Annotated in this window: 20 protein-coding genes and 1 tRNA gene; 11 read left to right on the forward strand and 10 right to left on the reverse strand. The window is 44.8% G+C overall.

The genetic code is table 11. The features are described from left to right. Positions 1-3 precede the first annotated feature (3 nt). From lhgO to R8O70_RS21030, 3 genes are all read left to right on the forward strand, one after another. Positions 4-1,236: an L-2-hydroxyglutarate oxidase gene (gene lhgO, locus R8O70_RS21020; RefSeq protein ID WP_033906246.1), complete on the forward strand. Its 1,233-nt coding sequence runs from the start codon at positions 4-6 to the stop codon at positions 1,234-1,236. Positions 1,237-1,431: 195 nt separating this feature from the next. Beyond that, the gene (locus R8O70_RS21025; RefSeq protein ID WP_258624714.1) at positions 1,432-2,127 is read left to right on the forward strand and encodes a glycoside hydrolase family 19 protein; all 696 of its coding nucleotides are present in this window, start codon (positions 1,432-1,434) and stop codon (positions 2,125-2,127) included. 76 nt (positions 2,128-2,203) lie between these two features. Further along, complete coding sequence (locus tag R8O70_RS21030) at positions 2,204-2,599, forward strand: hypothetical protein (protein ID WP_245398218.1); 396 nt, start codon at positions 2,204-2,206, stop codon at positions 2,597-2,599. 46 nt (positions 2,600-2,645) lie between these two features. Here the strand turns inward: R8O70_RS21030 and R8O70_RS21035 are convergent, their stop codons facing one another. The 3 genes from R8O70_RS21035 to R8O70_RS21045 form a co-directional block, all read right to left on the reverse strand. After that, positions 2,646-3,038 (reverse strand): cystatin, encoded by a 393-nt coding sequence (locus tag R8O70_RS21035; protein ID WP_318184341.1) that lies wholly within the window; start codon positions 3,036-3,038, stop codon positions 2,646-2,648. Positions 3,039-3,212: 174 nt separating this feature from the next. Further along, the gene (cydB, locus tag R8O70_RS21040; RefSeq protein WP_005374173.1) at positions 3,213-4,211 is read right to left on the reverse strand and encodes a cytochrome d ubiquinol oxidase subunit II; all 999 of its coding nucleotides are present in this window, start codon (positions 4,209-4,211) and stop codon (positions 3,213-3,215) included. A 10-nt stretch (positions 4,212-4,221) separates the two neighbouring features. Then, the gene (locus tag R8O70_RS21045) at positions 4,222-5,610 is read right to left on the reverse strand and encodes a cytochrome ubiquinol oxidase subunit I (RefSeq protein WP_258624711.1); all 1,389 of its coding nucleotides are present in this window, start codon (positions 5,608-5,610) and stop codon (positions 4,222-4,224) included. A gap of 160 nt (positions 5,611-5,770) precedes the next feature. On the opposite strand from R8O70_RS21045, the gene R8O70_RS21050 reads away from it, so the two are divergent. After that, positions 5,771-7,015 (forward strand): NADH:ubiquinone reductase (Na(+)-transporting) subunit B, encoded by a 1,245-nt coding sequence (locus R8O70_RS21050; protein ID WP_258624709.1) that lies wholly within the window; start codon positions 5,771-5,773, stop codon positions 7,013-7,015. A gap of 298 nt (positions 7,016-7,313) precedes the next feature. Continuing rightward, the gene (locus R8O70_RS21055) at positions 7,314-8,714 is read left to right on the forward strand and encodes a tryptophanase (protein ID WP_053307136.1); all 1,401 of its coding nucleotides are present in this window, start codon (positions 7,314-7,316) and stop codon (positions 8,712-8,714) included. A gap of 78 nt (positions 8,715-8,792) precedes the next feature. Here R8O70_RS21055 and R8O70_RS21060 read toward each other — a convergent pair whose 3' ends face one another. The 3 genes from R8O70_RS21060 to R8O70_RS21070 form a co-directional block, all read right to left on the reverse strand. Next, positions 8,793-9,404 (reverse strand): DUF2913 family protein, encoded by a 612-nt coding sequence (locus R8O70_RS21060; RefSeq protein ID WP_213966676.1) that lies wholly within the window; start codon positions 9,402-9,404, stop codon positions 8,793-8,795. Between the two features lie 32 nt (positions 9,405-9,436). After that, positions 9,437-9,520, reverse strand: a tRNA-Leu gene (locus R8O70_RS21065). After that, positions 9,485-9,667, reverse strand: coding sequence for a hypothetical protein (locus R8O70_RS21070; RefSeq protein ID WP_021035910.1), 183 nt, complete (start codon positions 9,665-9,667; stop codon positions 9,485-9,487). The genes R8O70_RS21065 and R8O70_RS21070 overlap by 36 nt, the downstream gene beginning before the upstream one ends. 412 nt (positions 9,668-10,079) lie before the next feature. On the opposite strand from R8O70_RS21070, the gene R8O70_RS21075 reads away from it, so the two are divergent. Further along, positions 10,080-11,288, forward strand: coding sequence for a NupC/NupG family nucleoside CNT transporter (locus R8O70_RS21075; protein WP_017635515.1), 1,209 nt, complete (start codon positions 10,080-10,082; stop codon positions 11,286-11,288). A 54-nt stretch (positions 11,289-11,342) separates the two neighbouring features. On the opposite strand, the gene R8O70_RS21080 is transcribed toward R8O70_RS21075, so the two are convergent. Next, the gene (locus tag R8O70_RS21080; protein WP_239932755.1) at positions 11,343-12,431 is read right to left on the reverse strand and encodes a DUF3541 domain-containing protein; all 1,089 of its coding nucleotides are present in this window, start codon (positions 12,429-12,431) and stop codon (positions 11,343-11,345) included. Positions 12,432-12,500: 69 nt separating this feature from the next. Further along, on the reverse strand, positions 12,501-13,106 hold the full coding sequence (locus R8O70_RS21085) for an alpha-ketoglutarate-dependent dioxygenase AlkB family protein (RefSeq protein ID WP_005374161.1): 606 nt from the start codon (positions 13,104-13,106) through the stop codon (positions 12,501-12,503). Positions 13,107-13,238: 132 nt separating this feature from the next. Between R8O70_RS21085 and R8O70_RS21090 the strand changes: the two genes are divergently transcribed. Beyond that, positions 13,239-14,594, forward strand: a complete 1,356-nt coding sequence (locus tag R8O70_RS21090; RefSeq protein WP_054865439.1) for a diguanylate cyclase — start codon at positions 13,239-13,241, stop codon at positions 14,592-14,594. Positions 14,595-14,981: 387 nt separating this feature from the next. Here R8O70_RS21090 and R8O70_RS21095 read toward each other — a convergent pair whose 3' ends face one another. Further along, positions 14,982-16,538 carry a DUF3612 domain-containing protein gene (locus tag R8O70_RS21095; protein WP_318184342.1) on the reverse strand — a complete coding sequence of 519 codons (1,557 nt, stop codon included), beginning with the start codon at positions 16,536-16,538 and terminating at the stop codon, positions 14,982-14,984. A gap of 175 nt (positions 16,539-16,713) precedes the next feature. Here R8O70_RS21095 and R8O70_RS21100 point away from each other — a divergent pair, with 175 nt between their 5' ends. Beyond that, positions 16,714-17,292 carry a hypothetical protein gene (locus tag R8O70_RS21100; RefSeq protein ID WP_170890228.1) on the forward strand — a complete coding sequence of 193 codons (579 nt, stop codon included), beginning with the start codon at positions 16,714-16,716 and terminating at the stop codon, positions 17,290-17,292. A gap of 90 nt (positions 17,293-17,382) precedes the next feature. Here R8O70_RS21100 and R8O70_RS21105 read toward each other — a convergent pair whose 3' ends face one another. Further along, complete coding sequence (locus tag R8O70_RS21105; RefSeq protein ID WP_005374150.1) at positions 17,383-18,396, reverse strand: GGDEF domain-containing protein; 1,014 nt, start codon at positions 18,394-18,396, stop codon at positions 17,383-17,385. A gap of 349 nt (positions 18,397-18,745) precedes the next feature. On the opposite strand from R8O70_RS21105, the gene R8O70_RS21110 reads away from it, so the two are divergent. Genes R8O70_RS21110 through R8O70_RS21120 form a run of 3 tightly spaced genes read left to right on the forward strand, consistent with a single transcriptional unit; the run spans position 18,746 to position 22,349 of the window. Next, positions 18,746-20,098, forward strand: a complete 1,353-nt coding sequence (locus tag R8O70_RS21110; RefSeq protein ID WP_031778851.1) for a DASH family cryptochrome — start codon at positions 18,746-18,748, stop codon at positions 20,096-20,098. Beyond that, the gene (locus tag R8O70_RS21115) at positions 20,098-21,642 is read left to right on the forward strand and encodes a cryptochrome/photolyase family protein (RefSeq protein ID WP_005374147.1); all 1,545 of its coding nucleotides are present in this window, start codon (positions 20,098-20,100) and stop codon (positions 21,640-21,642) included. The genes R8O70_RS21110 and R8O70_RS21115 overlap by 1 nt, the downstream gene beginning before the upstream one ends. After that, entirely contained in the window at positions 21,642-22,349 is a 708-nt protein-coding gene (locus R8O70_RS21120) for an SDR family oxidoreductase (protein WP_005374144.1), read from the forward strand. The genes R8O70_RS21115 and R8O70_RS21120 overlap by 1 nt, the downstream gene beginning before the upstream one ends. The last annotated feature ends 51 nt before the right edge of the window (positions 22,350-22,400 follow it).

Here is a 22,400-nt window from a genome sequence, read left to right on the forward strand (position 1 = left end):
CGTATGAAATCAGTCTATGACTACATCATTGTTGGTGGCGGTATCGTTGGTGTGTCGACAGCATGGCAACTACAGCAACGTCATCCAGACAAATCCATTTTATTGGTTGAGAAAGAGTCCGGTTTTGCCCAGCACCAAACCGGACACAATAGCGGCGTGATTCATGCCGGGGTGTACTACGCACCGGGCAGCTTAAAAGCGGATTTTTGTAAGCGTGGGGTAGAGCGAACCATTTCGTTTTGTGCCGAGCACGATATTCCGGTGGAGAACTGTGGCAAGTTACTGGTTGCGACCAATGAGCAAGAAATCGAACGCATGAATGCCCTCTATGAGCGCTGCCATGTCAACGGCATCGACGTAAAGCTACTCGATGAAGTCCAACTCAAGCTGGCTGAGCCAAACATCACAGGCTTGGGTGCGATTTATGTCAAAACCACCAGTATTGTCGATTATCGTTTGGTCACAGAGCAGATGGCGGAAGAGTTTAAAAAGCTTGGCGGTCAAATCAGTCTGAGAACCAAAGTGGTGGCTGCCGAAGAGAAGGATGAAGAAGTTCAACTGACCTGCATTTCAGACGGGCAAACCATGCAACTTAATACCAAGTTCTTGGTTACTTGCAGCGGCTTGATGGCGGATCGCATGACTAAGATGATGGGTATTCCAACTGACTTTCAGGTCATCCCTTATCGTGGTGAATACTACCGCTTAGATAGCAAACACGACCAAGTGGTGAATCATCTTATTTATCCAATTCCCGACCCTGACTTGCCATTCTTGGGCGTCCATCTGACTCGCATGATTGATGGCAGTGTGACCGTAGGTCCAAATGCGGTGCAAGGCTGGAAGCGAGAAGGGTATGACAAGGTTAACTTCAGCTTGCAAGATACCATGCAAATGCTCAGTTTCTCCGGCTTTTGGAAGGTGACACAAAAGCATCTAAAAACCGGATTGGCTGAGTTTAAGAACTCGTGGTGGAAGCCGGGCTATCTCAAGTTGGTCAACAAATATTGCCCAAGCATCAAGGTAGAAGATCTCAAACCATATCCTGCGGGTATTCGTGCGCAAGCAGTGTTATCCGACGGAACCTTGGTTCATGACTTCTTGTTTGCCGAGAGCGCAAGAAGCTTACACGTTTGCAACGCCCCCTCTCCTGCAGCGACATCTGCAATGCCTATTGGAGAGTACATTTGCGATAAAGTGAATGAGAAGATAGAGGCGAAAACCGAGACGGTTTAACAGTAAAAAGCCATGTTAAAATATATGAGCGAAAAGAATGCTTTTCTAGAATATTGACTGGTATGTTATTTGCCGCACAATAATGTAATTAGCATGTAAGAAATGGTTTTAAAGTGTCGTAATACAATGTCAACTTCAAATTTTATAGGTGATTTTTTGTTCTTTCAGTTTTAATCTTCATCAGATGGAGGGACTATGATTACAAAACAGCACCTTAGAAAAGTATGGAAGAATGAAACTAAAGTTTCAGAAGACTATTTAGTGATTATAAGCAAAGAACTTTCTATGAAGATCTCTGAATGTAAGTTAGACAGTGAACTGAGACTGTCACACTTTGTCGCTCAATTAGCAAAAGAGGTTGGTCCTGGAATGAGAATAGAGGAAAACCTGAATTATTCAGTTCAAGGATTGAAAAGCACTTTCAGAGTCTATCGGAATAGGCCGGCGTTAGCTGAAAAGCACGGGAGAAAAAATGCCATCAATCAAAAAGCAAACCAAGAAGCGATAGCAAATAATGCCTATGCCATGAAAATAGGCAATGGTGATGCAAGTACCGGAGATGGATGGAAATATCACGGTAGAGGAATGATACAGTTAACAGGGAAAGGAAACTATTTAGCGACAGAAAGCATACACGCAAATATTTGGAATGAAAATACGAGTTTCTCTTCTTCGCCCCAGTTAGTTGCTCAACCTAAATATGCCATCAGGACTGCTATGATTTTTTGGCTGAAGAATAAACTATATTTAAAAGCCGATAAGGGAGCATCTAGAACGGTGACTGATAGTATTACTAGGGTTATTAATAAAAATACAGATTCATATGGACAACGACATGAGATATTTACCGAACTGTATAAAAAAGGTATTTTCAAAGAAATTTTTAAGTAGGGCTTTTGGAGCTTGTTTGATAGTACATTACCCTGCATTTTCCTTTCAGTTAACTAGTGTCGACGATGGTTATTTGTTGACTGATAATAAGTTTGAATCGGATTATATGGTATATACTCCGGGCGCGAAGGGAGCGGAAATTACTGATGCATATGACTTCACTTGTGTTGGTAGCAAAATCGAAGTGGTTAAAATTAGAAGTGAAATTAACAATGCCGTGACTCATGGAGAGCAGCTCCAATATTACTTTTTTCTTGTTACTGAGAATAAAGCTTACTGGCCACTTAGAATTGTTGAATCTTTCCAGACCGTGGACAAAGATTCCCAGGAATTAGTGTCAGAACATTTACCTTTCACAAAAAATGATGACCTTGGGTTAGCTTGTGATTTAGTTAGGCCTCAGGTTGAAAGCTATTACTTTTCCCAAGCTTTTGAAGCGATACCTAAACATACCAACAATAAAGGCGACTGAATCAGTCGACTTTATTGTGTCGGCTGTAAAGTTGTAGTGTCTATTGCTATTTAGGGCAGAGTTCCCCTTTCTTGGCGTGTCTTTCTATCATGTAATCGCCTCGGGCACTGTGCAATACAATTGCATTCCAGACTTTACCATCTTGCAACTCGAACTCAAACGCATAATGGGTGCCGCCGACTATTTTCGTTCTCACCTCATGAATTGCTCTCAATTTATCATCGGCATTCATTTGATAAAGCACCATGTTAAGTGAACGTCTGGCGTCAGGAGTTGCCTCAGCAAGTTGCCAATGGCTCTGTTCGTTTGTTGCGGAGCAAATAGACCGCATTTTACTTTTCATGGCGGATGACATCTGCTTGTCTACGGCCAATGCATTTGGTGAAAACAGTGGAACCGTCAAAGGAATCAAAGTTACCAGAAACCGCTTTAAGGTCATAAAAACACTCCGTTGTTTTACTCTTGCTTGAGTATAGACCTCAATGGCTTCAGATGTGGTGCAGTAGACTCTGGGCCTACAATATCACAGTTCGTATCAACGAACTGATGATAAACAAGGCGACCACGCTTGCCAGCCAAATGCCAATGAACCACAAAATGGGCTTTAGTTTCATCAGTGATATCCTTCTCCACGTTTCATCTTGCCGCGGAACACCCAGTACGAATAAGCCGTGTAGGCTATGATCAGAGGAAGTAATACCACCGCACCGGCAAGTAAAAATGCCAAACTTTTGTCTGGCGCGGCGACGTCTTGATAAGTGAGTGCGAATGGGACCAAGTAAGGGAATGTACTGACACCGAAACCCATCGCGGACACAAGAAACAGGCCGATCGCAAGAACGTAGGCTCGGACGGCTTTGTGGTCGAGTAAGGCTTTGAATAACTGCCAAATAAGTGCCGCTGCAATAATTGGTAAAATGAAAAACAGTAGCGAGTTTGGTAATGAGAACCAACGTTCAAATACGATATTTTGGCTCAATGGCAGCCACAAACTGGCGATGAATATACAGGCTACCATCGCTAGTCCCCATCGTCGCGCGACCACGTAATAGCGCCCCATCAGCTCTTCTGGAAGCTTGATTAATAACCAGCATGAACCGAGCAGAATATAAGCACAAACAAGCGCCAAGCCACAAAATACGCTAAATGGCGAAAGCCAATCAAACCATCCACCTGCGTATGCTCGTTCACTAACCTCTATACCTTGGAGCAGGGTTCCGAGCATAATGCCTTGCATCAATGCCGCGGTGAGTGAACCAATGAAAAAAGCGCTATCCCATAAAAACTTTCCGCGTTGTGTTCGGAAGCGATACTCAAAAGAAACCCCGCGCAGAATTAACCCGAGCAGCATTAAAATCAGAGGAGCATAGAGTGCTGGCATAATGACCGCGTAGGCGAGGGGGAACACGGCAAAAAGCCCACCTCCGCCAAGAACTAGCCAAGTTTCATTCCCATCCCAAACAGGAGCGATGCTGTTCATCATCATGTCGCGCTCTTCATCATCATTAGCGCTGAGGAATAGGATACCAATACCGAGATCAAAGCCATCTAACACGACATAAATCAGAACAGCGAGCCCAATCAAAGCGTACCAAATTAATGCGTAATCCATGAGTAAGCTCCTAGGTTAGATGGTTAGAATGTGTGATGGCATCGGTTTTCGTGCCATCAGGAAGTCGGCTATCTAGACCTTCTTCATATCGAGTTGGAGACTTGCGCATCAAACGTAGGAGATAGAAGAAGCCAGCTCCAAAAACCACAAAGTAAACCACGATGAACGCCGTCAGGGAGACGCTCACCGCGGCGGCATCAATAGGCGATGCCGAATTGGCTGTGGCTAAAAGACCGTATACGGTGTAAGGCTGGCGACCGACTTCGGTGGTTACCCAGCCTGCTAAAACTGCAATGAACCCCGCAGGGGCAAACAGGACACAAATACGTTGAAGTGCCCTTGAATCAAAAAGTTTGCGACGTTTTCTTAGCCATAGGCTCCACAAACCAATAACAAGCATGCCAAAACCAAGCGCGACCATTACTCGGAAAGACCAGAAAACGATAGAGACAGGAGGGTGTTCCTCCTCTGGAAAAGCATCTAATCCCTTCACTTCACCGTTGAGGTCATGAGTTAAGATCAAACTACCGAGTTTGGGGATTTCCAGTGCGTATTCCATGCGTTTTTCTTCATCGTTAGGGATACCGAAGAGGATCAATGGCGCGCCTTGGTGAGACTCATAGTGCCCTTCCATCGCAGCGACTTTGGCGGGTTGATGTTCAAGGGTGTTTAAACCATGCATGTCTCCAGCAACGATTTGAATTGGTGTCACGATGGCAGCCATCCACATTGCCATCGAGAACATAATTCTGGCTAGAGGGTTATGGTTTGCTTTTAGTAAGTGATAAGCGGCAACGCCGGCTACAACAAAGGCAGTAGTAAGGTAAGCGGCGAGCAACATATGAACGAGCCGGTAAGGGAAGGAAGGGTTGAAGACAATCGCCCACCAGTCTTCTGGGATAAACTGTCCTGCTTCGTTGATACTGTAGCCCGCTGGTGTTTGCATCCAACTATTAACCGAAAGTATCCAAAACGCAGACAAAAACGTCCCGAATGCAACAATACAAGTCGCGGCGAAGTGAAGCTTCTTACCCACCTTATCCATACCGAAAAGCATCACGCCTAAAAACCCCGCTTCGAGGAAAAACGCAGTAAAAACTTCATAACCCATTAGCGGGCCCAGGATTGGGCCTGTTTTGTCGGCAAACACGCTCCAGTTAGTACCGAATTGATAGCTCAACACGATGCCACTCACCACACCCATACCAAAACTGATGGCAAAGATTTTGAGCCAGTACTTATAGATTTGCATGTACTGTTTGTTGCCCGTTTTTAAGTACAAGCCCTCTAATACAGCGAGATAACTTGCCAAACCAATCGTAAAAGCTGGAAAAATAATGTGGAAAGAGACAGTAAAGGCAAATTGGAATCTAGCTAGGTCAATGGCGAGTGTGTCCATGAGCGGTCCCTTTTTCGTTGGATAAAACTGTTCGCCGGATTTAAAGAGGAGACAGAAGAGTGGCGAACAAGGTGAAATACGAAGAAGGAAGACGAAGAGATTAAAAAACGATCGCTTTTTACACATGTGCGTACCATCTTTTAGATAAAGGAGGAGCGTTATGAGCCTTAAACACTACTTAGAGAAAGCGACACCTAAGTTTGGTCCAGGTGGGAAGTATCACAAGTTCTACCCACTTTTCGAAGCTGTCGAAACCATTTTTTACACGCCTGGTAAGGTAAACCAGGGCATGACTCACGTTCGAGATAGCATCGATTTAAAACGTATTATGATCATGGTGTGGTTGGCGGTCTTCCCTGCCATGTTCTGGGGTATGTACAACATAGGCCAGCAAGCGAGTGATGCCTTGTTGTATGGAATGGAGCAAGCCTTAGCTCAGCAAGCGCTTGTTTCTTCATGGCAACTGAGTTGGGTATGGGGCTCGTTAGATGCGGTTTCACAAGCGGGGTGGGGAAGTAAAATGTGGCTTGGTGCTACTTACTTTCTCCCGGTTTATGCGACTGTGTTTATCGTTGGTGGTTTCTGGGAAGTTCTGTTTGCTATTGTGCGAAAGCATGAGGTAAATGAAGGCTTTTTTGTCAGCTCTATACTCTTTGCGCTGATCCTTCCTCCGACAATTCCACTATGGCAAGCGGCTTTAGGTATCACTTTCGGTATTGTTGTGGCGAAGGAGATTTTCGGTGGTACTGGACGAAACTTCCTAAATCCAGCTTTAGCAGGGCGAGCGTTCTTATACTTTGCCTATCCTGCCAACATGTCCGGTGGTGCTGTGTGGGTCGCGGCTGATGGTTACTCTGGCGCTACTCCACTTAGTCAATGGTATGAAGGCGGGCAAAGTGCTTTGATAAATAATATGACAGGACAAACAATTTCATGGGGAGATGCTTTTGTTGGTAATTTACCAGGCTCGATGGGTGAAGTCTCCACGTTGTTGATCGCACTAACAGGCTTGGTTCTCATCTTTATGAAGATTGCATCGTGGAGAATTGTTGCGGGCGTGTTGGTCGGTTTAATCGGAGCTTCATTACTATTGAATGCGATCGGTTCAGACTCTAACCCCATGTTCTCCATGCCGTTCTACTGGCACTTCGTGATTGGTGGGGTTGCGTTTGGTACCTTCTTTATGGCGACAGACCCTGTCTCGGCAGCTTTTACCAATAACGGGAAATGGGCATACGGACTATTAATCGGCGTGATGACGATTTTTATCCGAGTGCTGAACCCGGCTTATCCAGAAGGCATCATGTTAGCGATTCTATTTGCTAACTTATTCGCGCCACTTTTCGATTACCTAGTCAAAGAAAGTAATATCAAACGCAGAATGAAAAGGGCGAGACCTTCTTAAAATGAGGGTGACCTCACTGAAAATTGATTGAAAACTGCACTATATTGAAAAGGTCAGAGACATGGGGTTTCTGACCTTTTATTTTTATCAGGAGGACGAAGACGATGAGAATAAAGGATATTCTCGATAGCCGTTTGGTGCTGTCGTTCTGGTATAACCTAGACTACTGCTTGTCTCTTCTTAGTAAAATCTCTTCTCGTTGATTTCCTCAATGCAATCGCATTGAAAAGCATTCTATCTATTTGTTTTTTAGTCTTACGTGAAACTGCGTAGGGCAATGCGTATAAGGAAATTAACAATGAAACGTATTCCAGAACCTTTCCGTATCAAAATGGTTGAGCCAATCAAAATGACGACTTTGGCAGACCGTGAAGTCGCGTTAAAAGAAGCGGGCTATAATCCATTTCTTCTTCGTAGTGATGATGTTTATATCGATTTGCTGACTGACTCTGGCACTGGTGCCATGAGTGATAATCAGTGGGCTGGCATCATGATGGGGGATGAATCCTATGCGGGGAGTCGAAATTACTACAACCTGTGTGATGCAGTGGAGCACTTCTTCGGTTATAAGCTCACCGTGCCTGCACACCAAGGGCGTGGTGCCGAGCAAATTTTGTTCCCAGCTTTGATTGAGCGTATGCGTCAGGTGCGTGGTGGCGAAACGCCAGTATTTATCTCGAACTACCATTTTGATACCACAGCGGGTCACATTGAACTCAATGGCGGTAAAGCGATTAACGTGGTAACGGAAGAAGCATTCGACACCACTACGCCTTATGATTGGAAGGGCAATTTTGATATCGATAAGCTGGTGGCAACAATTGAAGCGCACGGTTCGCATAACATTTGTGCAATTATCACCACGATTACTTGTAATAGCTCCGGTGGTCAGCCTGTGTCGATGGAAAACATGCGCAGTGTGTACGAGATTGCAACCAAGTACGATATTCCAGTGGTGATTGACTCGGCTCGTTACTGTGAGAACGCCTACTTTATCAAGCAGCGTGAAGCGGGTTACGAGAATAAATCGATTCTGGAAATCATCCGTGAGATGTACCAGTACGGTGATATGCTCACCATGTCAGCTAAGAAAGACCCGATGGTAAACATTGGTGGCATGTGTTGTATTCGTGATCATAAGGAGTTGTTCCAGGCGGTGCAGACGCGCTGCGTACCCATGGAAGGATTTGTAACATACGGCGGCATGGCTGGGCGTGATATGGAAGCGCTCGCTCGCGGTTTGTATGAAGCCGCGGATGAGGATTTTCTTCACTATAGAATTAGCCAAGTTCAATACTTAGGTGAGCGCTTACGTGAAGGCGGTATTCCGATTCAATACCCAACGGGTGGTCATGCGGTGTTTGTGGATGCCGCTAAGATTTTGCCACATATTCCAGCGGATCAGTTTCCTGCGCAGGTATTGTGTAATGCTTTGTACTTGGAAGCGGGTATTCGAGCAGTAGAGATAGGATCGTTGCTGCTTGGTCGAGATCCGGAAACGGGTAAACAAAAAGTGTCAGAGCTTGAGTTGATGCGTTTGACCATTCCACGTCGTGTCTACACAAACGATCATATGGATTACATTGCGGATGCGATTATCGAACTGAAAAATCGTGCACATGAGTTAAAAGGGCTCACTTTCGAGTACGAGCCACCAGTGCTGCGCCACTTTACTGCTCGATTTAAAGAGATCGATTAACTCAAGTTTAAATCTAGATAAGCAAAAGGCCGCGAGTTTCGCGGCCTTTTTCGATTTGTTTATTTCTTAGCGTTACAGTTACGCCAACTCTAACGTGATGCGAACGAACTGGTCGTCTTGATACTGCACTTCATAATTGAAGGTACCACTGGCGTAAATGCTGCCAAGGAAAAGTGAGCGTTGACTCATTGGTCCGCGGAACAGCATCGAAATAGGAGCGATTAGGGCGTTATTATCATCGAAGTGCTGATTTAAGTTCTCAGAAAGCACACACAGCAAACAGCCGTGTTGGTCGTGAGATAAGTCGACGTCTTCCGGTCGAGATAATAACACGGTAGTCCCCAGTTTCTTCTCAATCTCGTTGATCAGCAGCAAGTAGCTATCTAGATCGGGTTGAGGGTTGCTGGGTTTGTCTGCACCGACGCAGCGCTCGAGTAATTCTTCCAGATTTCCGTTCTCACCTTTTGCCTGCTGAGTCAAAGATTTTAACGGCTTTTTAATCAGCTTATAGCGATTACTCTTCAGTTTTGGTTTCAGCCATTTCTGAAGTAAGTCATTACGTTCTTTAAGGGAGAGGCCATGCGAGGACGCGTGAATTTTAAAGTGCAGGTGTAATAAAGCGTGAACCGCAAGCTCACTCAGAAGTTGGTTAGCATCTGTAGACTGTCTTGCCTGCTTAGAACTTTGCATTACACTCGAACAAAATTAGGGAAGAAGGATAATGGTGCCGAGAGAGGGACTCGAACCCTCACACCAAAGGCACTAGCACCTCATGCTAGCGTGTCTACCAATTTCACCATCTCGGCATCATGATGCTCTGAATACTCAGAGGCCTCGAAAGAAGCAACGCGAATTATAACCAAAATCCACCTGTTGGCGAGAGCAAAATGACGAATTTTGGCTCTTTCGAGTTTGATTGCATATTTATTGGTCACTTTTATGTTTTTTACCATCAACGCCTATCCTTATGCCCTTACTTTTATTAATGGTATGACGACAAAAGAGTACTTTTGCCTAAATTTTGAACGCTTGAACGTTTGCGTAAATAAATGTGATGAATATCTCTTTTTGTTGGCTATACTTGCGTCCCGTTTAAGCGGGAATTAGGGTTTAGTTGTTCAGGACCCTTACCCATACAAGCCGTCACATGGAGCAGGCCAAGCAACATGCTCGCCAGCAGTGAATGACCCCACGGACCGGACCAGCTACGTTCAATTGCTTGTATAAGGTAAAAATAAGATGTCGAACTATTCGTTCTGTCTACATTCTGGATCTAAAAGTGAGTTATCACTCGCTGCGTTGTCCCTTTCTTCTGCCAATTCCTTTGGCTCTTTTTTCTTTTTCAACGTTTAGTAGGTCCAGCTCATGAGTGTTCTATTTAGTCTATTTGGTATTGTTGCACTGCTAGGTTGTGCTTTCCTACTTTCTGAGGGTCGTTCTTCCATTAATTGGAAAACTGTATCTCGCGCCTTGATGCTACAAATGGGGTTTGCTGCTTTGGTGCTCTATTTCCCGTTGGGTCAAGCGGCGCTGGCGAGTTTAAGTAATGGTGTCGCGGGGCTACTCAGCTTTGCTGATGAAGGGATTAAATTCCTCTTTGGTGACCTCGCTTCTTCTGGCTTTATCTTCGCTATCCGTGTCCTTCCTATCATCATCTTCTTCAGTGCTCTTATCTCCGCCCTTTACTATTTGGGCATTATGCAAAAAGTGATTCAATTTATTGGCGGCGCTATCCAGAAGTTCTTGGGTACGAGTAAAGCAGAGTCTTTGGTTGCAACAGGGAACATTTTCTTATCTCAAGGCGAGTCACCACTTCTTATTCGTCCATTTCTTTCTAACATGACTCGCTCTGAACTGTTTGCCGTGATGGCTGGTGGTATGGCTTCAGTGGCGGGCAGTGTGCTTGGTGGTTATGCTGGTTTGGGTGTCGACCTCAAATACTTGATCGCGGCAAGCTTTATGGCAGCACCAGGTAGTTTGATGATGGCAAAAATCATCGTTCCTGAGCGTCAAACGCCAAGCGATTACAACAATATTGAGCTAGATAAATCAGAAGAAAGTAACGTTATTGATGCGCTAGCAAGCGGTGCCATGGGCGGTATGAAAGTTGCCGTTGCTGTTGGTACCATGCTTATCGCTTTCGTGAGTGTTATCGCGATGGTGAACACGGGGCTAGAAAACTTGGGCGAGATACTTGGTTTCTCTGGCGTAACGCTACAAGCGATTTTTGGTTATTTGTTTGCACCTCTAGCGTGGTTGATTGGTGTGCCAAGCCACGAAATTCTAGCTGCGGGTTCATACATTGGTCAGAAAGTGGTGATGAATGAGTTTGTTGCGTTTATCGATTTTGTGCAGCACAAAGCGACACTGTCTGAGCATACTCAAATTATTATCACTTTTGCGTTGTGTGGTTTTGCGAACATTGGCTCAATTGCGATTCAGTTGGGTTCTATCGGCGTGATGGCACCTGAGCGCCGCAAAGATGTTGCAAGTCTAGGCCTAAAAGCGGTTGCTGCTGGTACACTCGCTAACCTGATGAGTGCGTGCTTAGCGGGCATTTTTATCTCTCTCTAATTTAGATTGAAGATACACACTAAAAACCCGCCTAAATGGCGGGTTTTGTTATTTCTAAGGCTTGGGCATTAAGCCGTAAGGTATCGATTTAAAAGCCTCTGGGTGCTCTTGATAAGTTGGCGCTTTATGTACCCCTTTCCAATCGAGCAGCATGATGGCTAGTACGTTACGGTGTTCGCCGTACTTGAGATCAAAGTTACCGTCGACCGACGGAATCATCCCTTTTTCTGCGTTGATTGCGTGACGAATGGCTTGGCGGGTTTTCTTTACGACCGGATCATGGTCCAAGCCTGCTAACAAAAACGAAATGCCGACTTCCGCAATCACGTCTTCTTTGGCGCGCAGTAGGATAGTGTCGATATTGTTGCGAAAGTAATCATAAATCCATTGGTGTTTCTTCTCGCTTACTCGCTCCTGATAATACTGTGAATCGGCAAAGATGATGTGCGTCATACCATAGAGTTTGTTCCAATACTGCTGAGCTGAAAGCATCTTATCTTTATCGTCGGGGTAGGTGTCACGGAAGGTTTGAGTGAATTCCTCGACCACATCTTGCTCTCCTAACTGACGAAGCCAGTAGACTTGGTTTGCAAGCTGAGCTGCCCATGCTTCTATCATCTCTTTGTCCGTAACGTAACGCGAGAAATCGTAGCGCCTAATAATTTTTCTCAGCGTTTTGTCTTGTTTATGCTTTAGGCCGTATTCGTTTGCTCTTGCCATTGCGCCAAGCAAATCCACACCAAGATAAAGGTACTCAGGATGGTGTTTAGTCACGGTATAGCGTCGCTGCCCTCGTTCGGTTTCTTTCTCTTGATACGTGGTCAACCTTTGAGATGAATAGAGAATGATGTCTTCTGGTTCAACGACTTCATTAGCAAATAGGTTTAACCGGCTGGCTACTTGTGCCATGTCGGTCCAAATGGCAGCGTGATATTTCTCATCTAATGTTTGGCGGTACATGCGTAAGCCAAAATGGCCCTCTTTAAACGCCGGGAAAGTGAACAGTTCTTGTTCGTAGGTACTACGAATCAACTGCGCTGATTGAGTATTATCGAGAAGCGGTACGTCTTCCTGTGATGCCTGAGCAGCAAAGGTAAGTGAGTAAAAGAGTAAGACCGCTAAGCTAAGAGGTTTAATACGCATAAATCCATTCCCTATGAAGTCCTGAACCTAAACCTACCATCAATATTAATTGAGAATGTAAAAGCTGAGTCAATAGTTGAAAATTTGCCTAAAAGTCAGGTTGATACGTTCATCTTTGGTTTTCGCGGTTTTTGGTACGCAGTGCTTCCAGTGATGCTGGAGCTCGCCAGCCATAATCAGTAAGGAGCCGTGAGAAAGCTCATATTCAATCTCAGTTTTACAATGTAAATTTCTAAGCAAAAATCGACGTGTTTCACCTAAGTTCAAAGATGCGATAACAGGGTTTCTACCTAACTCTGGTTCATTATCTTGGTGCCAGCCCATTGAGTCTTGCCCGTGTCGATATAAGTTAGCGAGAACAGAATTAAAAGTGACATCAGCAACTGATTCACAACGCACTTTGAGCTGAGTTAACTCAGGAGTCCAAGGGTGAGGCTGCATGGTTAAGCCTGAGTAAGTATATGCTGCATCACCGTGCCACGCTTGTAAGCGAGGTTGAAGTACTGACTTGCCGAACATAGTAATGTGTTCTTGGTGCCATGGCAGTGTCTTTCGAAGTTGGTCAAAGTAATTATCCGCCTCAAGATGGCTAAGAAAATGAGGATCATAATAAAGTTTTCCTCTTTCTACTTCTTGCCATAGATCGCCGCCAAATAAATCGCCTTGTTGATGCATCATCTCACACCTAAAACATAAAAGTTGTCAATCACTGTTACCTTTCTGATTATGATTGGTTATTCTTGTGATAATAAGAATTTTAACAATAAATAAAAAATCTCGTAGTTGTATACGAGTTGTGGGGAGAAAATGCGTTATTTACCCAGAAAGCGATGCTATTTTGCATTGTTCTTCCTCACCTTTTTCGCTTTGTGTATTGGGGTTATTGAGCTGTTAAATCGAAACCAGCAAGAGCTTCACAAAGAGCGAGTTCAAGTTGAGGCCAAAGAACAACTTTCCATTCTCCGTTCCAATTTGGAAGCGGTACTTATGGCGGATATCTACAAAGCCAGTACTTTAGCGACACTCATTACTTTACTTCCTAAAAACCAAGAAGAAGAATTGAGTATCGCCGCTCACCGAATCCTAAATAAAAGTAAACATATTACAATCATCGGTATCGCGAAAAATGATGTAATTAGTCATGTATTTCCACGCCAAGGTAATGAGCGCCTAATCGGCCTTGATTACCGCGCAGTGCCACAGCAGTGGGTACAGGTGCAAAAAGCCAAGGATGTACAAGAAATTTTCATCGCAGGGCCAGTGACTTTGATTCAAGGTGGCCGAGGTTTGATCGTGCGTGTGCCTGTTTTTCTTGATCCTCCAATGAATCAGGACTACTGGGGAGTGATCAGTGCGGTGATTGATTTCGATGCTCTGATGAGAGAAACCGGCGTAATTGATTTCTCGTATCGTTACCCTTTAATGATCCGTGGTTACGATAGCGGTGGCTCATTTGGTGATGCTTTCTTTGGCGCGCAAAGTGTAAATAGCATGGCATATGCAAAAGAGATGGTTCATTTTCCTTATGGTGGGTGGAGTATGGTGGTTTTCTCTGGAGGCAAAGCTGATCGCCAAATCTCTTGGCATCAGTTGCATTTAGCTAGAGTAATCGGCTATCCCATTATATTCGCACTTAGCCTCGCGCTGTTCGCCATTTATCGACTGTATACCATTGCAGATGACAGAGCTTTACACGATGAACTCACGAATTTACCAAACCGTCGCTATTTTATGAAGTTTTACAAGCAGCAGTTCGAAATAGCGAAACGTTATAAAAAGCGTTATAGCTTCGCCTTAATTAATATTGACCTAGATAGGTTTAAACACATTAACGACACCTATGGTCACGACGCAGGTGACAAAGTTTTAATCGCTACGGCTGAAAGGGTAAAAAGCTCTCTGCGTAAATCAGACATCGTGGCCAGAATGGGCGGTGATGAGTTCTTAGTTGTAGTTCATCACCCAGGAACGGAAGAAAATGTTCAGTCCCTTCTACAAAAACTTCGATTAGCGCTATGCTCGACGCCCGTCATTTACGATGAAACGCTTATCTATTTGAAAGCCAGTATTGGGTACGCGATATTTGACCCGAAAATGTCATCTCCTGAGCAAATGATGAAAATAGCCGATGAGAGAATGTATCAACAAAAGCATGGCGGATGAGCCTGAACCCAGTTTCAATAAGGGGTTAGAGGAATGGTAAAGTTGGGAGCCCGAAATCTCATCATCATTGAGGTGCAAGAATATGTGACTTCATATGTTCACAGACACTTTGCTGAGAGAGTCGTTATTAGCAGTGCATTCAGTGGCATATTTGCATGATGTTGCATTTTGCAAATGCAGTTTGCGAAATTAATGGTTAATAAAGCAACGATATGCATCTGGATCTACTAAAAAACGGCTTTTTTAAAGTTGGCACGCATCGTGCTTTACTTAGAGTGACCCTTATTAAGCCGAGGGTCACCTAGCCAACTGACGTTGTTAGTGAATACAAATTGTTCACAAGTATATACCGCCAATCACGTTTATTGTGATTGGCGTTTTTTCTTTCTAAAGCCCGATGATATTCACGTAGCTGCCCGTCTCATCAGCTTCTCCGCACTTGCTGTAACAACTAGGTTGTCTTGGACAAACCGCCCCTCTGGAGCAGATCAACCTTGCTTGGGTTTGAATCCCGCGCTCTATCCAGTTGATGTTTAATATCTTAGCGATAGTCGTTAAGTCTTTTTTGATGTGGGGAGGAATAACACTACTTCCGCCGGAAGCGACACAAAGGGACTTAAGTTCTTCCGCTATGGAAACGGCATCGCCACCTTGTGCAGAAATAGCAGGGTTAAGATCAATACCGGCACATAGCACGCGATTATTTCCCGCAGGGTCAAATACGTTGACCGATTCGCAGCAGTAGATACGTGGCTCGTCGCCAACATTTAAAATCGAAATTTGCGCTGAACTTGTATCCAAAGGCTGGGAAAGGCGTCGGAATACGGCCCAGTGCTGGCAAGGGTCGTTCACTTTGCGCATGTTGCCCCAAGGCAATGGAATACCATTTCCGCGATACACGGCTTTTAACTTGCCAGGGCCATAGGCATCAAAATAGTGCCAATGAGGGTAAGGCGAGACCACCGTCATGCGACGCATTGCAACGGAAGGAGAAACGCCGGCCTTTTTGTGAACATCAATCTCGTAACCAGAACGGTCAAGCAACTGACGAAAGGGTACTTTGGGGCAGAGTAGGGCACCGGCAAAGAAGCTGGACTCAAAATCACGCCAAGCTTGCAGGATATCTTGCGAATTGAGTTCAGAGTTCGACACAGGGCTGTCCATTTGCTCCCAATTGTTTTGATGCCCGATAGATAAAACGTTATTCATTGCATCGCTGCTATGGAGCACTCGATGACCAATATATACCGCCAAGTCATACTTCAATCGGGTTGGATAGTCACGCATTCGTTTATTGAGATAAATAGTCCCAGGTGGCTCCATGAAAGACGTAATCAACTGTTTGGCGCTGACGCCCAGTTCATCAATCACATCTTGTGGCGCTCGATCTACCCAGCGGATATCCAATCCCATACTCTTTGCAATGTCTACGAGATCTTCTACAGATAGATTCAGCCGCTTTAAGCCCACTTCTTCCGCTGCCCGTTCTAAGTCTGGGAAATGGTTTTGGTGGTTTTCTTGGTGTGCGCGGATCAGTAAGTGGGCGAATTGACGCCCCGTGATACCTGTTTGGGAGAGCATTTCTGGTATCGCGATTTGAAGAATATCATTGGAAAACAGGAAGCTCGGTTCCAACGCCATGCCACTAATCCCGCCACGATTTCCTTTGTTGGGTGTGATGGCTTCTAATTCGGGTTCATCATCTAAAAACCACGCCGGATCTTTTTGAAAAACTTCCGCGACCACTTCGAGCATATCGATACTCGGTACGCGTTTTCCGCGCTCAATCATCGAAAGGTAAGAAACCGACGGAGCGTACTCTGGATTAATTCTTACACAACGGGCAGATAAATCTTCCATCGTTAAATGGTTGTTTTTTCTTAGGTTACGAATTTTCGTACCAAGAAAATGAGACTGACGAATAAGGCTTTTTGACACAGACATTTTGTAAAATTCACATTGTAAAATTTTTGTTGTGAAATTGTAGTCAATATTTCGCTAGTCTACATAATGAGCAGGCAAGGAAATTAACCATCCACTTCACAGAATTGCCTGAAACTTAAATAAAGGATTTAAGTTTTTACTCTAGGACGAGTTTTTTAAGTGCGAGGATATGACGATGAATATGCTGAACTTCGATAAAAAAGAGATGCAACAACAACAACGCCCATTTATCGCTGAAGCCGTATTTGCCGTCGAAGCGGTAAGTGCTGAGCAGCAGAGTGAGAAACAAGTAAAAGCGAAGCAACTACTAGACCGCATGTTCTCATTGGAGAACGGGTCGCACCAAGATGTATCAAGTTACGTGATTGATTACCGCCATGTTTTGGCTTATTTCAAAGACGGTACACACAGCGGCCTGAAAAGCCCAAAACACTTCGTGGCGTACACTGGTGAAAAGGAAGATCCAAAGTCGATTTTGTTTAAAGATGATTCGGGCAATCATGTAGAAGTGCTGTTTGGCTGTCATAAAGGCACTGGTTGCGTGGAATTAGTGGACATTGACGATATTCAATTGGAAACTCGCACGACGTTTCATCCTGAACTAACTGGCAATGCACCAACCGCGATGCGCCATTGGATAAGTCTAATCAAAGGCGACAAAAAAGGTAAGCCGATGGCATGCAGTGAAGATAAAGAATATACCGCAAAAAATGGTGACGACTACATTCTAAGTTACTGCTACAGCGTCGATTAAGATACTCATGATTGGATATAAAAACCCCGCACTTTACGTCGCGGGGTTTTCTTTTTCATCGTAAAAGTCGTTTTCGCTTAGTCAGTTTATTTAAATTGGCATCACGCGGTTACGACCGAGTTGTTTTGCTTCATAAAGCTGTTTATCGGCTTTATTGATTAAGGCTTCAGGCGTATCACCCGGCTCAAATTCTGCTACCCCAAAAGAAGCGGTAATGCTGTGAACTTGTGTGCCTGAGCGCTTATCTCTGATACGCAGTTTTTCTATCATCCGGCGTAGTGTGTCTGCATATTGGCGAGCAATTCGCAGAGATTTGTTAGGTACAATTAACGCGAATTCTTCACCACCAAAACGGTACGCACATATTCCATCTCGACAGCTTTGTTGTAGCCGGCGGGCAATGGCTTTTAACACTGTATCGCCAAAAAGGTGCCCGTAATTGTCGTTAAATGATTTGAAATGATCGATATCAAGCATGATCAAGGTCATTGCCTGATTTGATGCGATAAGTGAAGAGAGATCTTTGTCAAATGCTCGGCGGTTGTATAGGTTTGACAAACCATCGAACAACGCATCTTGCTGTACTTCAGCCAGTTGATTTTTGAGGCGAGAAATTTCTTCACTCGCGTTAGTCAATTGGCTATTCAAAAACTTTGTTGAGTGACGAATTTCGTGTGACTCTGCGACAAGTTGACGAATCACCACCATCACTTCTTCAATGCTTAGGCTATTGTCCTCAACTTTTTCCAGTTTATTAAAGCTTTTGTCTACCATCTCAGAAAAGGAGGAAGTATCTGAAATCGTATCGCTCATTGAACTGGATACTTCATGTAGCAGAACTTCTACATTGGTTCTAAGATCTTCAAGGCTGGTTTCTGCTTTGCTGGCCACATAGTTGTTGTAAAGCTGTTTATTGGTTGCTGGCGGGCAAATACCGTAGTTTTCTAACACCGTGTCTAACTCAAAGTTGAGTTCTGGAATGGTCTTGTCAACGTAGGTATACCAAAGCGCGTAGTTGGCTGGCGTGGCAGCAACATGGTTTTTGATCATCAGTGGGACCGCTTTTTTTAAATTAGCGGTTGATTTCTTAAACTCGTCGGTCATTTCTGCGATGGTACTAGCAAAATGGGATTGGGCTTAGATTAACGGATATTAACTAATGTCGCTTTAATTTTTATCACTTTTGCATGGTTTATATAGAAAATGAGTGATTAAGATCGTGATCAATACCGTTGGATTCAAATTTTATAAAATATCAGTATGAAACATGTACAGGCATTTGGTGGTATTGCGTGTTTTGAGATATCCAGCAAATGGATTCCGTGTAAACGTTAGTAACCTAATGATCGTCAAACTCTCGTTTTCGTATAAAAGCAAGTAAATCAAAAGGCTTAACGTCAGGGTCTCCGTGAAAAGAACTCGTAGACGAAGAATTAACATCTGAGGGTGCGAATTGAAAAAGAAAATAGGACTTTATTGGTTCACGAACGACTTGCGATTGCACGACAACCCACTGTTGAAAAGCGCCAGTGTAGAAATGGACGAGTTAATTTGCTTGTATTGCTACCCTTCAATGACGCCTTACTTGCATCACTTTGCGCAGGAAGCCTCTTTCGGGCGCGCGAAATTGCAGTTTCTCGATTCATCGCTTAGTGAACTCAATCAATCTTTGAATCACCTTGGTCAGCGATTGTGGGCAGTTGAACTGACGCCCGATCAAGCAATCAAGTATGCTGTTAATCGCTTCGGCGTCACACATATATATGCTGACGCCTTTCCCGGTTCGGATGAGCAACAAGCGTTAGATCGCGCAGTTGAAGGCGCGTCTCATGTAAAAATAAAACAGCAAGCAATCCGGACCCTGTTAAGGGAAGAACAACTGCCATTTGACTTGAGCAATCTGCCTACCACTTTCACGCAGTTTAGAAAGCAAGTTGAAGGTTTAGACATCTCTCGGCCCCACGAGAGTATCCGTTCGTTACCTCCAATTCCTTTAGGTGTGAATCTTCCTTCCGTTACTGCATATTACTTTGACGCAAAAGCTGCGTTTCATGGTGGAGAAAGCCGCGGGCTTGAACATTGTCGCCAGTATTTTGCTTCCACACTAGCCAGTGAATACAAACAAACACGCAACGGTTTAGATGGCATGGATTACTCCACCAAGTTCTCTCCTTGGTTAGCTCATGGGTGCGTTTCTCCGAAAACTATTTATGCCATGTTGAAACGTTATGAAGCGGAGAATGGTGCAAATGATTCAACCTACTGGATTTACTTCGAACTGCTTTGGCGTGAATACTTTTATTGGTATGCCCGTCGACACAAGCGACAGCTCTTCCGATTCGGTGGCATCCAAAATCGAGCACCACTCACCAGCTTTTACGCGCACCGTTTTCAACAATGGAAGAAAGGTGAAACGCCATTTCCTATCGTCAATGCGTGTATGCACCAACTTAATGAAACGGGTTATATGTCGAATCGTGGCAGACAGTTAGTTGCCAGTTGTTTGGTGCATGAGCTTGGCCTCGATTGGCGTTATGGCGCGGCGTACTTTGAGTCACAACTGGTCGATTACGATGTGGCATCAAACTGGGGAAATTGGCAATACTTAGCAGGCGTTGGTGCTGATCCGCGTGGTTCACGACAATTCAACCTCGAAAAGCAAACCGAAATGTACGATCCGCACATGGAGTTCATCGATAGGTGGCAAGGTCGTTGTCCTGGCGCGCATTTGGATAGTGTAGACATGGTCGATTGGCCGATTGTGATGGGCAGCAGTGACAAAGCTTCGTCATCGGAGAAACCGTAATGCAATTTGAAACCGTACGATTGATCTTGGGCGATCAACTTAACAGTGAGCACTCTTGGTTTCAGCAACCGGATGAGCAAGTGCTTTACCTGATTGCGGAGCTCAAGCAAGAGAATACTTACGTCACGCATCATATTCAGAAAGTGTGTGCGTTCTTTTCCGCAATGGAACAGTTTGCGAAAGAGCGTCAGAGTGAAGGTCACCAAGTTCTGCACCTCACGTTGGATGACACACAATCCTTCGACGATCTTGAGCAAGTCTTGCAACACTACGCGAGTGAAGTTGGTGCAAGTAAGTTTGAATATCAACGCCCGGATGAATACCGTCTTCTGGAGCAGTTAGCCAAACTAAAGCTTGATGGGGTCGTGACGCGTTGTGTCGACTCGGAACATTTTTTGTTGCCGTTTGAGGAAATAGAATCGCAGTTTCCTCAAGGTAAACACATCATGATGGAGCACTTTTACCGCCGTATGCGCAAGCGCTTCGACATCTTGATGCAAGACGGAAAGCCCGTCGGCGGAAAATGGAATTACGATGCCAATAATCGTAACAAGCTCAAAGCCAAAGACATTGAACAACTGCCACAACCTTTGATGTTCAGTACTGACATCCACGGCATTATTGAGCGGCTGGCACGACATGACATCAAAACCATCGGAAATCTCGAAGGGGACTTGTTGTGGCCGATTAATCGCGCGCAAAGCCTCTCTTTACTCGCGCATTTCTGCCAAGTCTGTCTGCCGTTATTCGGACGTTTTCAAGATGCCATGACAGGCCAGCACGACGCTAAGTGGAGCTTGTATCACAGCCGAATTTCATTCTCGCTTAACAGCAAATTACTGCACCCGAGAGAAGTCATTGATGCTTCACTCAAGGCATTTCATTCCAACGCGGACATCGACATTTCTCAAGTTGAAGGGTTTATTCGCCAAATCTTAGGATGGCGAGAGTACATTCGAGGGGTCTATTGGGCGAACATGCCTCATTACCCGAAAAACAACGAATTGGGCGCAGAAAGAAAGCTGCCAGATTTCTTCTGGAATGGTGAAACTAAAATGGCTTGTATGCGCAATGCGATTGGGCAGTCCCTCGATTACGCCTACGCACACCACATCCAACGATTGATGGTCACTGGTAACTTTTGCTTGCTAACCGAGATCGACCCAGATCAAGTGGATGAGTGGTATCTCGGTATCTATGTTGATGCGATTGAATGGGTCGAAATGCCGAACACACGTGGCATGGCATTGTTTGCGGATGGCGGCATTGTTGGCACCAAACCTTACGCGGCGAGTGGTTCTTACATCAACAAAATGAGCGACTACTGTAAGGGTTGCCATTACGACAATAAGGCGAGGAGTGGGGAAGGATCGTGTCCGTTTAACAGCCTTTATTGGCGCTTTATGAACAAACACGACAAGCGCCTCGCAGCCAATCCACGAATCGGGATGATTTTCCGCTCTTGGGACAACATGGAAGAACAGCAACGCCAAGCGATTCTTGATACCGCAGAGCACTACATAGAAAACGTGGAGAACTTGTGATGGAAATACTCATCGTCGGTGGCAATGGTGGAATTGGTTTGGCGATGGTTCAAGAAGCCGCAGCTCGGTTCCCTCAAGCGCGCGTGCATGCCACTTATCGTAAGCAGCAACCAGATTGGCAACACCCAAATGTCGTTTGGCATCAAGTGGATGTATCGCAAGACGAGCAGGTAAAAGCGTTCAGTGAGCAGATTGAACACGTCGATTGGTTGGTGAACTGTGTTGGTATGTTGCACACCCAAGAGAAAGGTCCTGAGAAGAATCTTAGCTCGCTCGACGCAGACTTCTTTCAGCAAACCATCACGGTCAATACTTTGCCAAGTTTACTGTTGGCAAAATACTTCACGCCCAAGCTAAAATGCAGTACTGCACCTAAGTTTGCGACCATTTCAGCCAAAGTTGGCAGCATTAGCGATAATCAGTTAGGTGGTTGGTACAGCTATCGAGCATCGAAAGCCGCATTAAACATGTTCCTCAAAACCATGTCGATCGAATGGCAAAGAATGGTCAAACATGGCACGGTGCTGTCACTTCACCCAGGTACTACAGACACCGCTTTGTCGGCACCTTTTCAAACCAATGTGCCAGAGGGAAAGCTGTTCACACCAGAGCGAGTCGCAAAGGATTTATTAGGCTTGATAGAAAAAGCAACCCCGCAAGATAGCGGGGCGTTTTGGGCTTATGATGGGACGTTATTACCTTGGTAAGAGAACGCGTACAAACGTTAATACAAATGAAATAACATACTCCAGAGAGGG

Origin of the sequence: Vibrio sp. 779(2023), assembly GCF_033344285.1 — a bacterium.
GTDB lineage: Bacteria > Pseudomonadota > Gammaproteobacteria > Enterobacterales > Vibrionaceae > Vibrio > Vibrio alginolyticus.

Coding starts and splice junctions, on each gene's coding strand:
- R8O70_RS21085 (WP_005374161.1), bottom strand. CDS start 13,106: ATGCATCAACAAGGCGATTTATTTGGCGGCGATCTATGGCAAGAAGTA.
- R8O70_RS21045 (WP_258624711.1), bottom strand. CDS start 5,610: ATGGACACACTCGCCATTGACCTAGCTAGATTCCAATTTGCCTTTACT.
- R8O70_RS21025 (WP_258624714.1), top strand. CDS start 1,432: ATGATTACAAAACAGCACCTTAGAAAAGTATGGAAGAATGAAACTAAA.
- cydB (WP_005374173.1), bottom strand. CDS start 4,211: ATGGATTACGCATTAATTTGGTACGCTTTGATTGGGCTCGCTGTTCTG.
- R8O70_RS21115 (WP_005374147.1), top strand. CDS start 20,098: ATGCAATTTGAAACCGTACGATTGATCTTGGGCGATCAACTTAACAGT.
- R8O70_RS21095 (WP_318184342.1), bottom strand. CDS start 16,538: ATGTCTGTGTCAAAAAGCCTTATTCGTCAGTCTCATTTTCTTGGTACG.
- lhgO (WP_033906246.1), top strand. CDS start 4: ATGAAATCAGTCTATGACTACATCATTGTTGGTGGCGGTATCGTTGGT.
- R8O70_RS21080 (WP_239932755.1), bottom strand. CDS start 12,431: ATGCGTATTAAACCTCTTAGCTTAGCGGTCTTACTCTTTTACTCACTT.
- R8O70_RS21075 (WP_017635515.1), top strand. CDS start 10,080: ATGAGTGTTCTATTTAGTCTATTTGGTATTGTTGCACTGCTAGGTTGT.
- R8O70_RS21055 (WP_053307136.1), top strand. CDS start 7,314: ATGAAACGTATTCCAGAACCTTTCCGTATCAAAATGGTTGAGCCAATC.
- R8O70_RS21090 (WP_054865439.1), top strand. CDS start 13,239: ATGCGTTATTTACCCAGAAAGCGATGCTATTTTGCATTGTTCTTCCTC.
- R8O70_RS21100 (WP_170890228.1), top strand. CDS start 16,714: ATGAATATGCTGAACTTCGATAAAAAAGAGATGCAACAACAACAACGC.
- R8O70_RS21050 (WP_258624709.1), top strand. CDS start 5,771: ATGAGCCTTAAACACTACTTAGAGAAAGCGACACCTAAGTTTGGTCCA.
- R8O70_RS21120 (WP_005374144.1), top strand. CDS start 21,642: ATGGAAATACTCATCGTCGGTGGCAATGGTGGAATTGGTTTGGCGATG.
- R8O70_RS21105 (WP_005374150.1), bottom strand. CDS start 18,396: ATGACCGACGAGTTTAAGAAATCAACCGCTAATTTAAAAAAAGCGGTC.
- R8O70_RS21060 (WP_213966676.1), bottom strand. CDS start 9,404: ATGCAAAGTTCTAAGCAGGCAAGACAGTCTACAGATGCTAACCAACTT.
- R8O70_RS21070 (WP_021035910.1), bottom strand. CDS start 9,667: ATGGTAAAAAACATAAAAGTGACCAATAAATATGCAATCAAACTCGAA.
- R8O70_RS21035 (WP_318184341.1), bottom strand. CDS start 3,038: ATGACCTTAAAGCGGTTTCTGGTAACTTTGATTCCTTTGACGGTTCCA.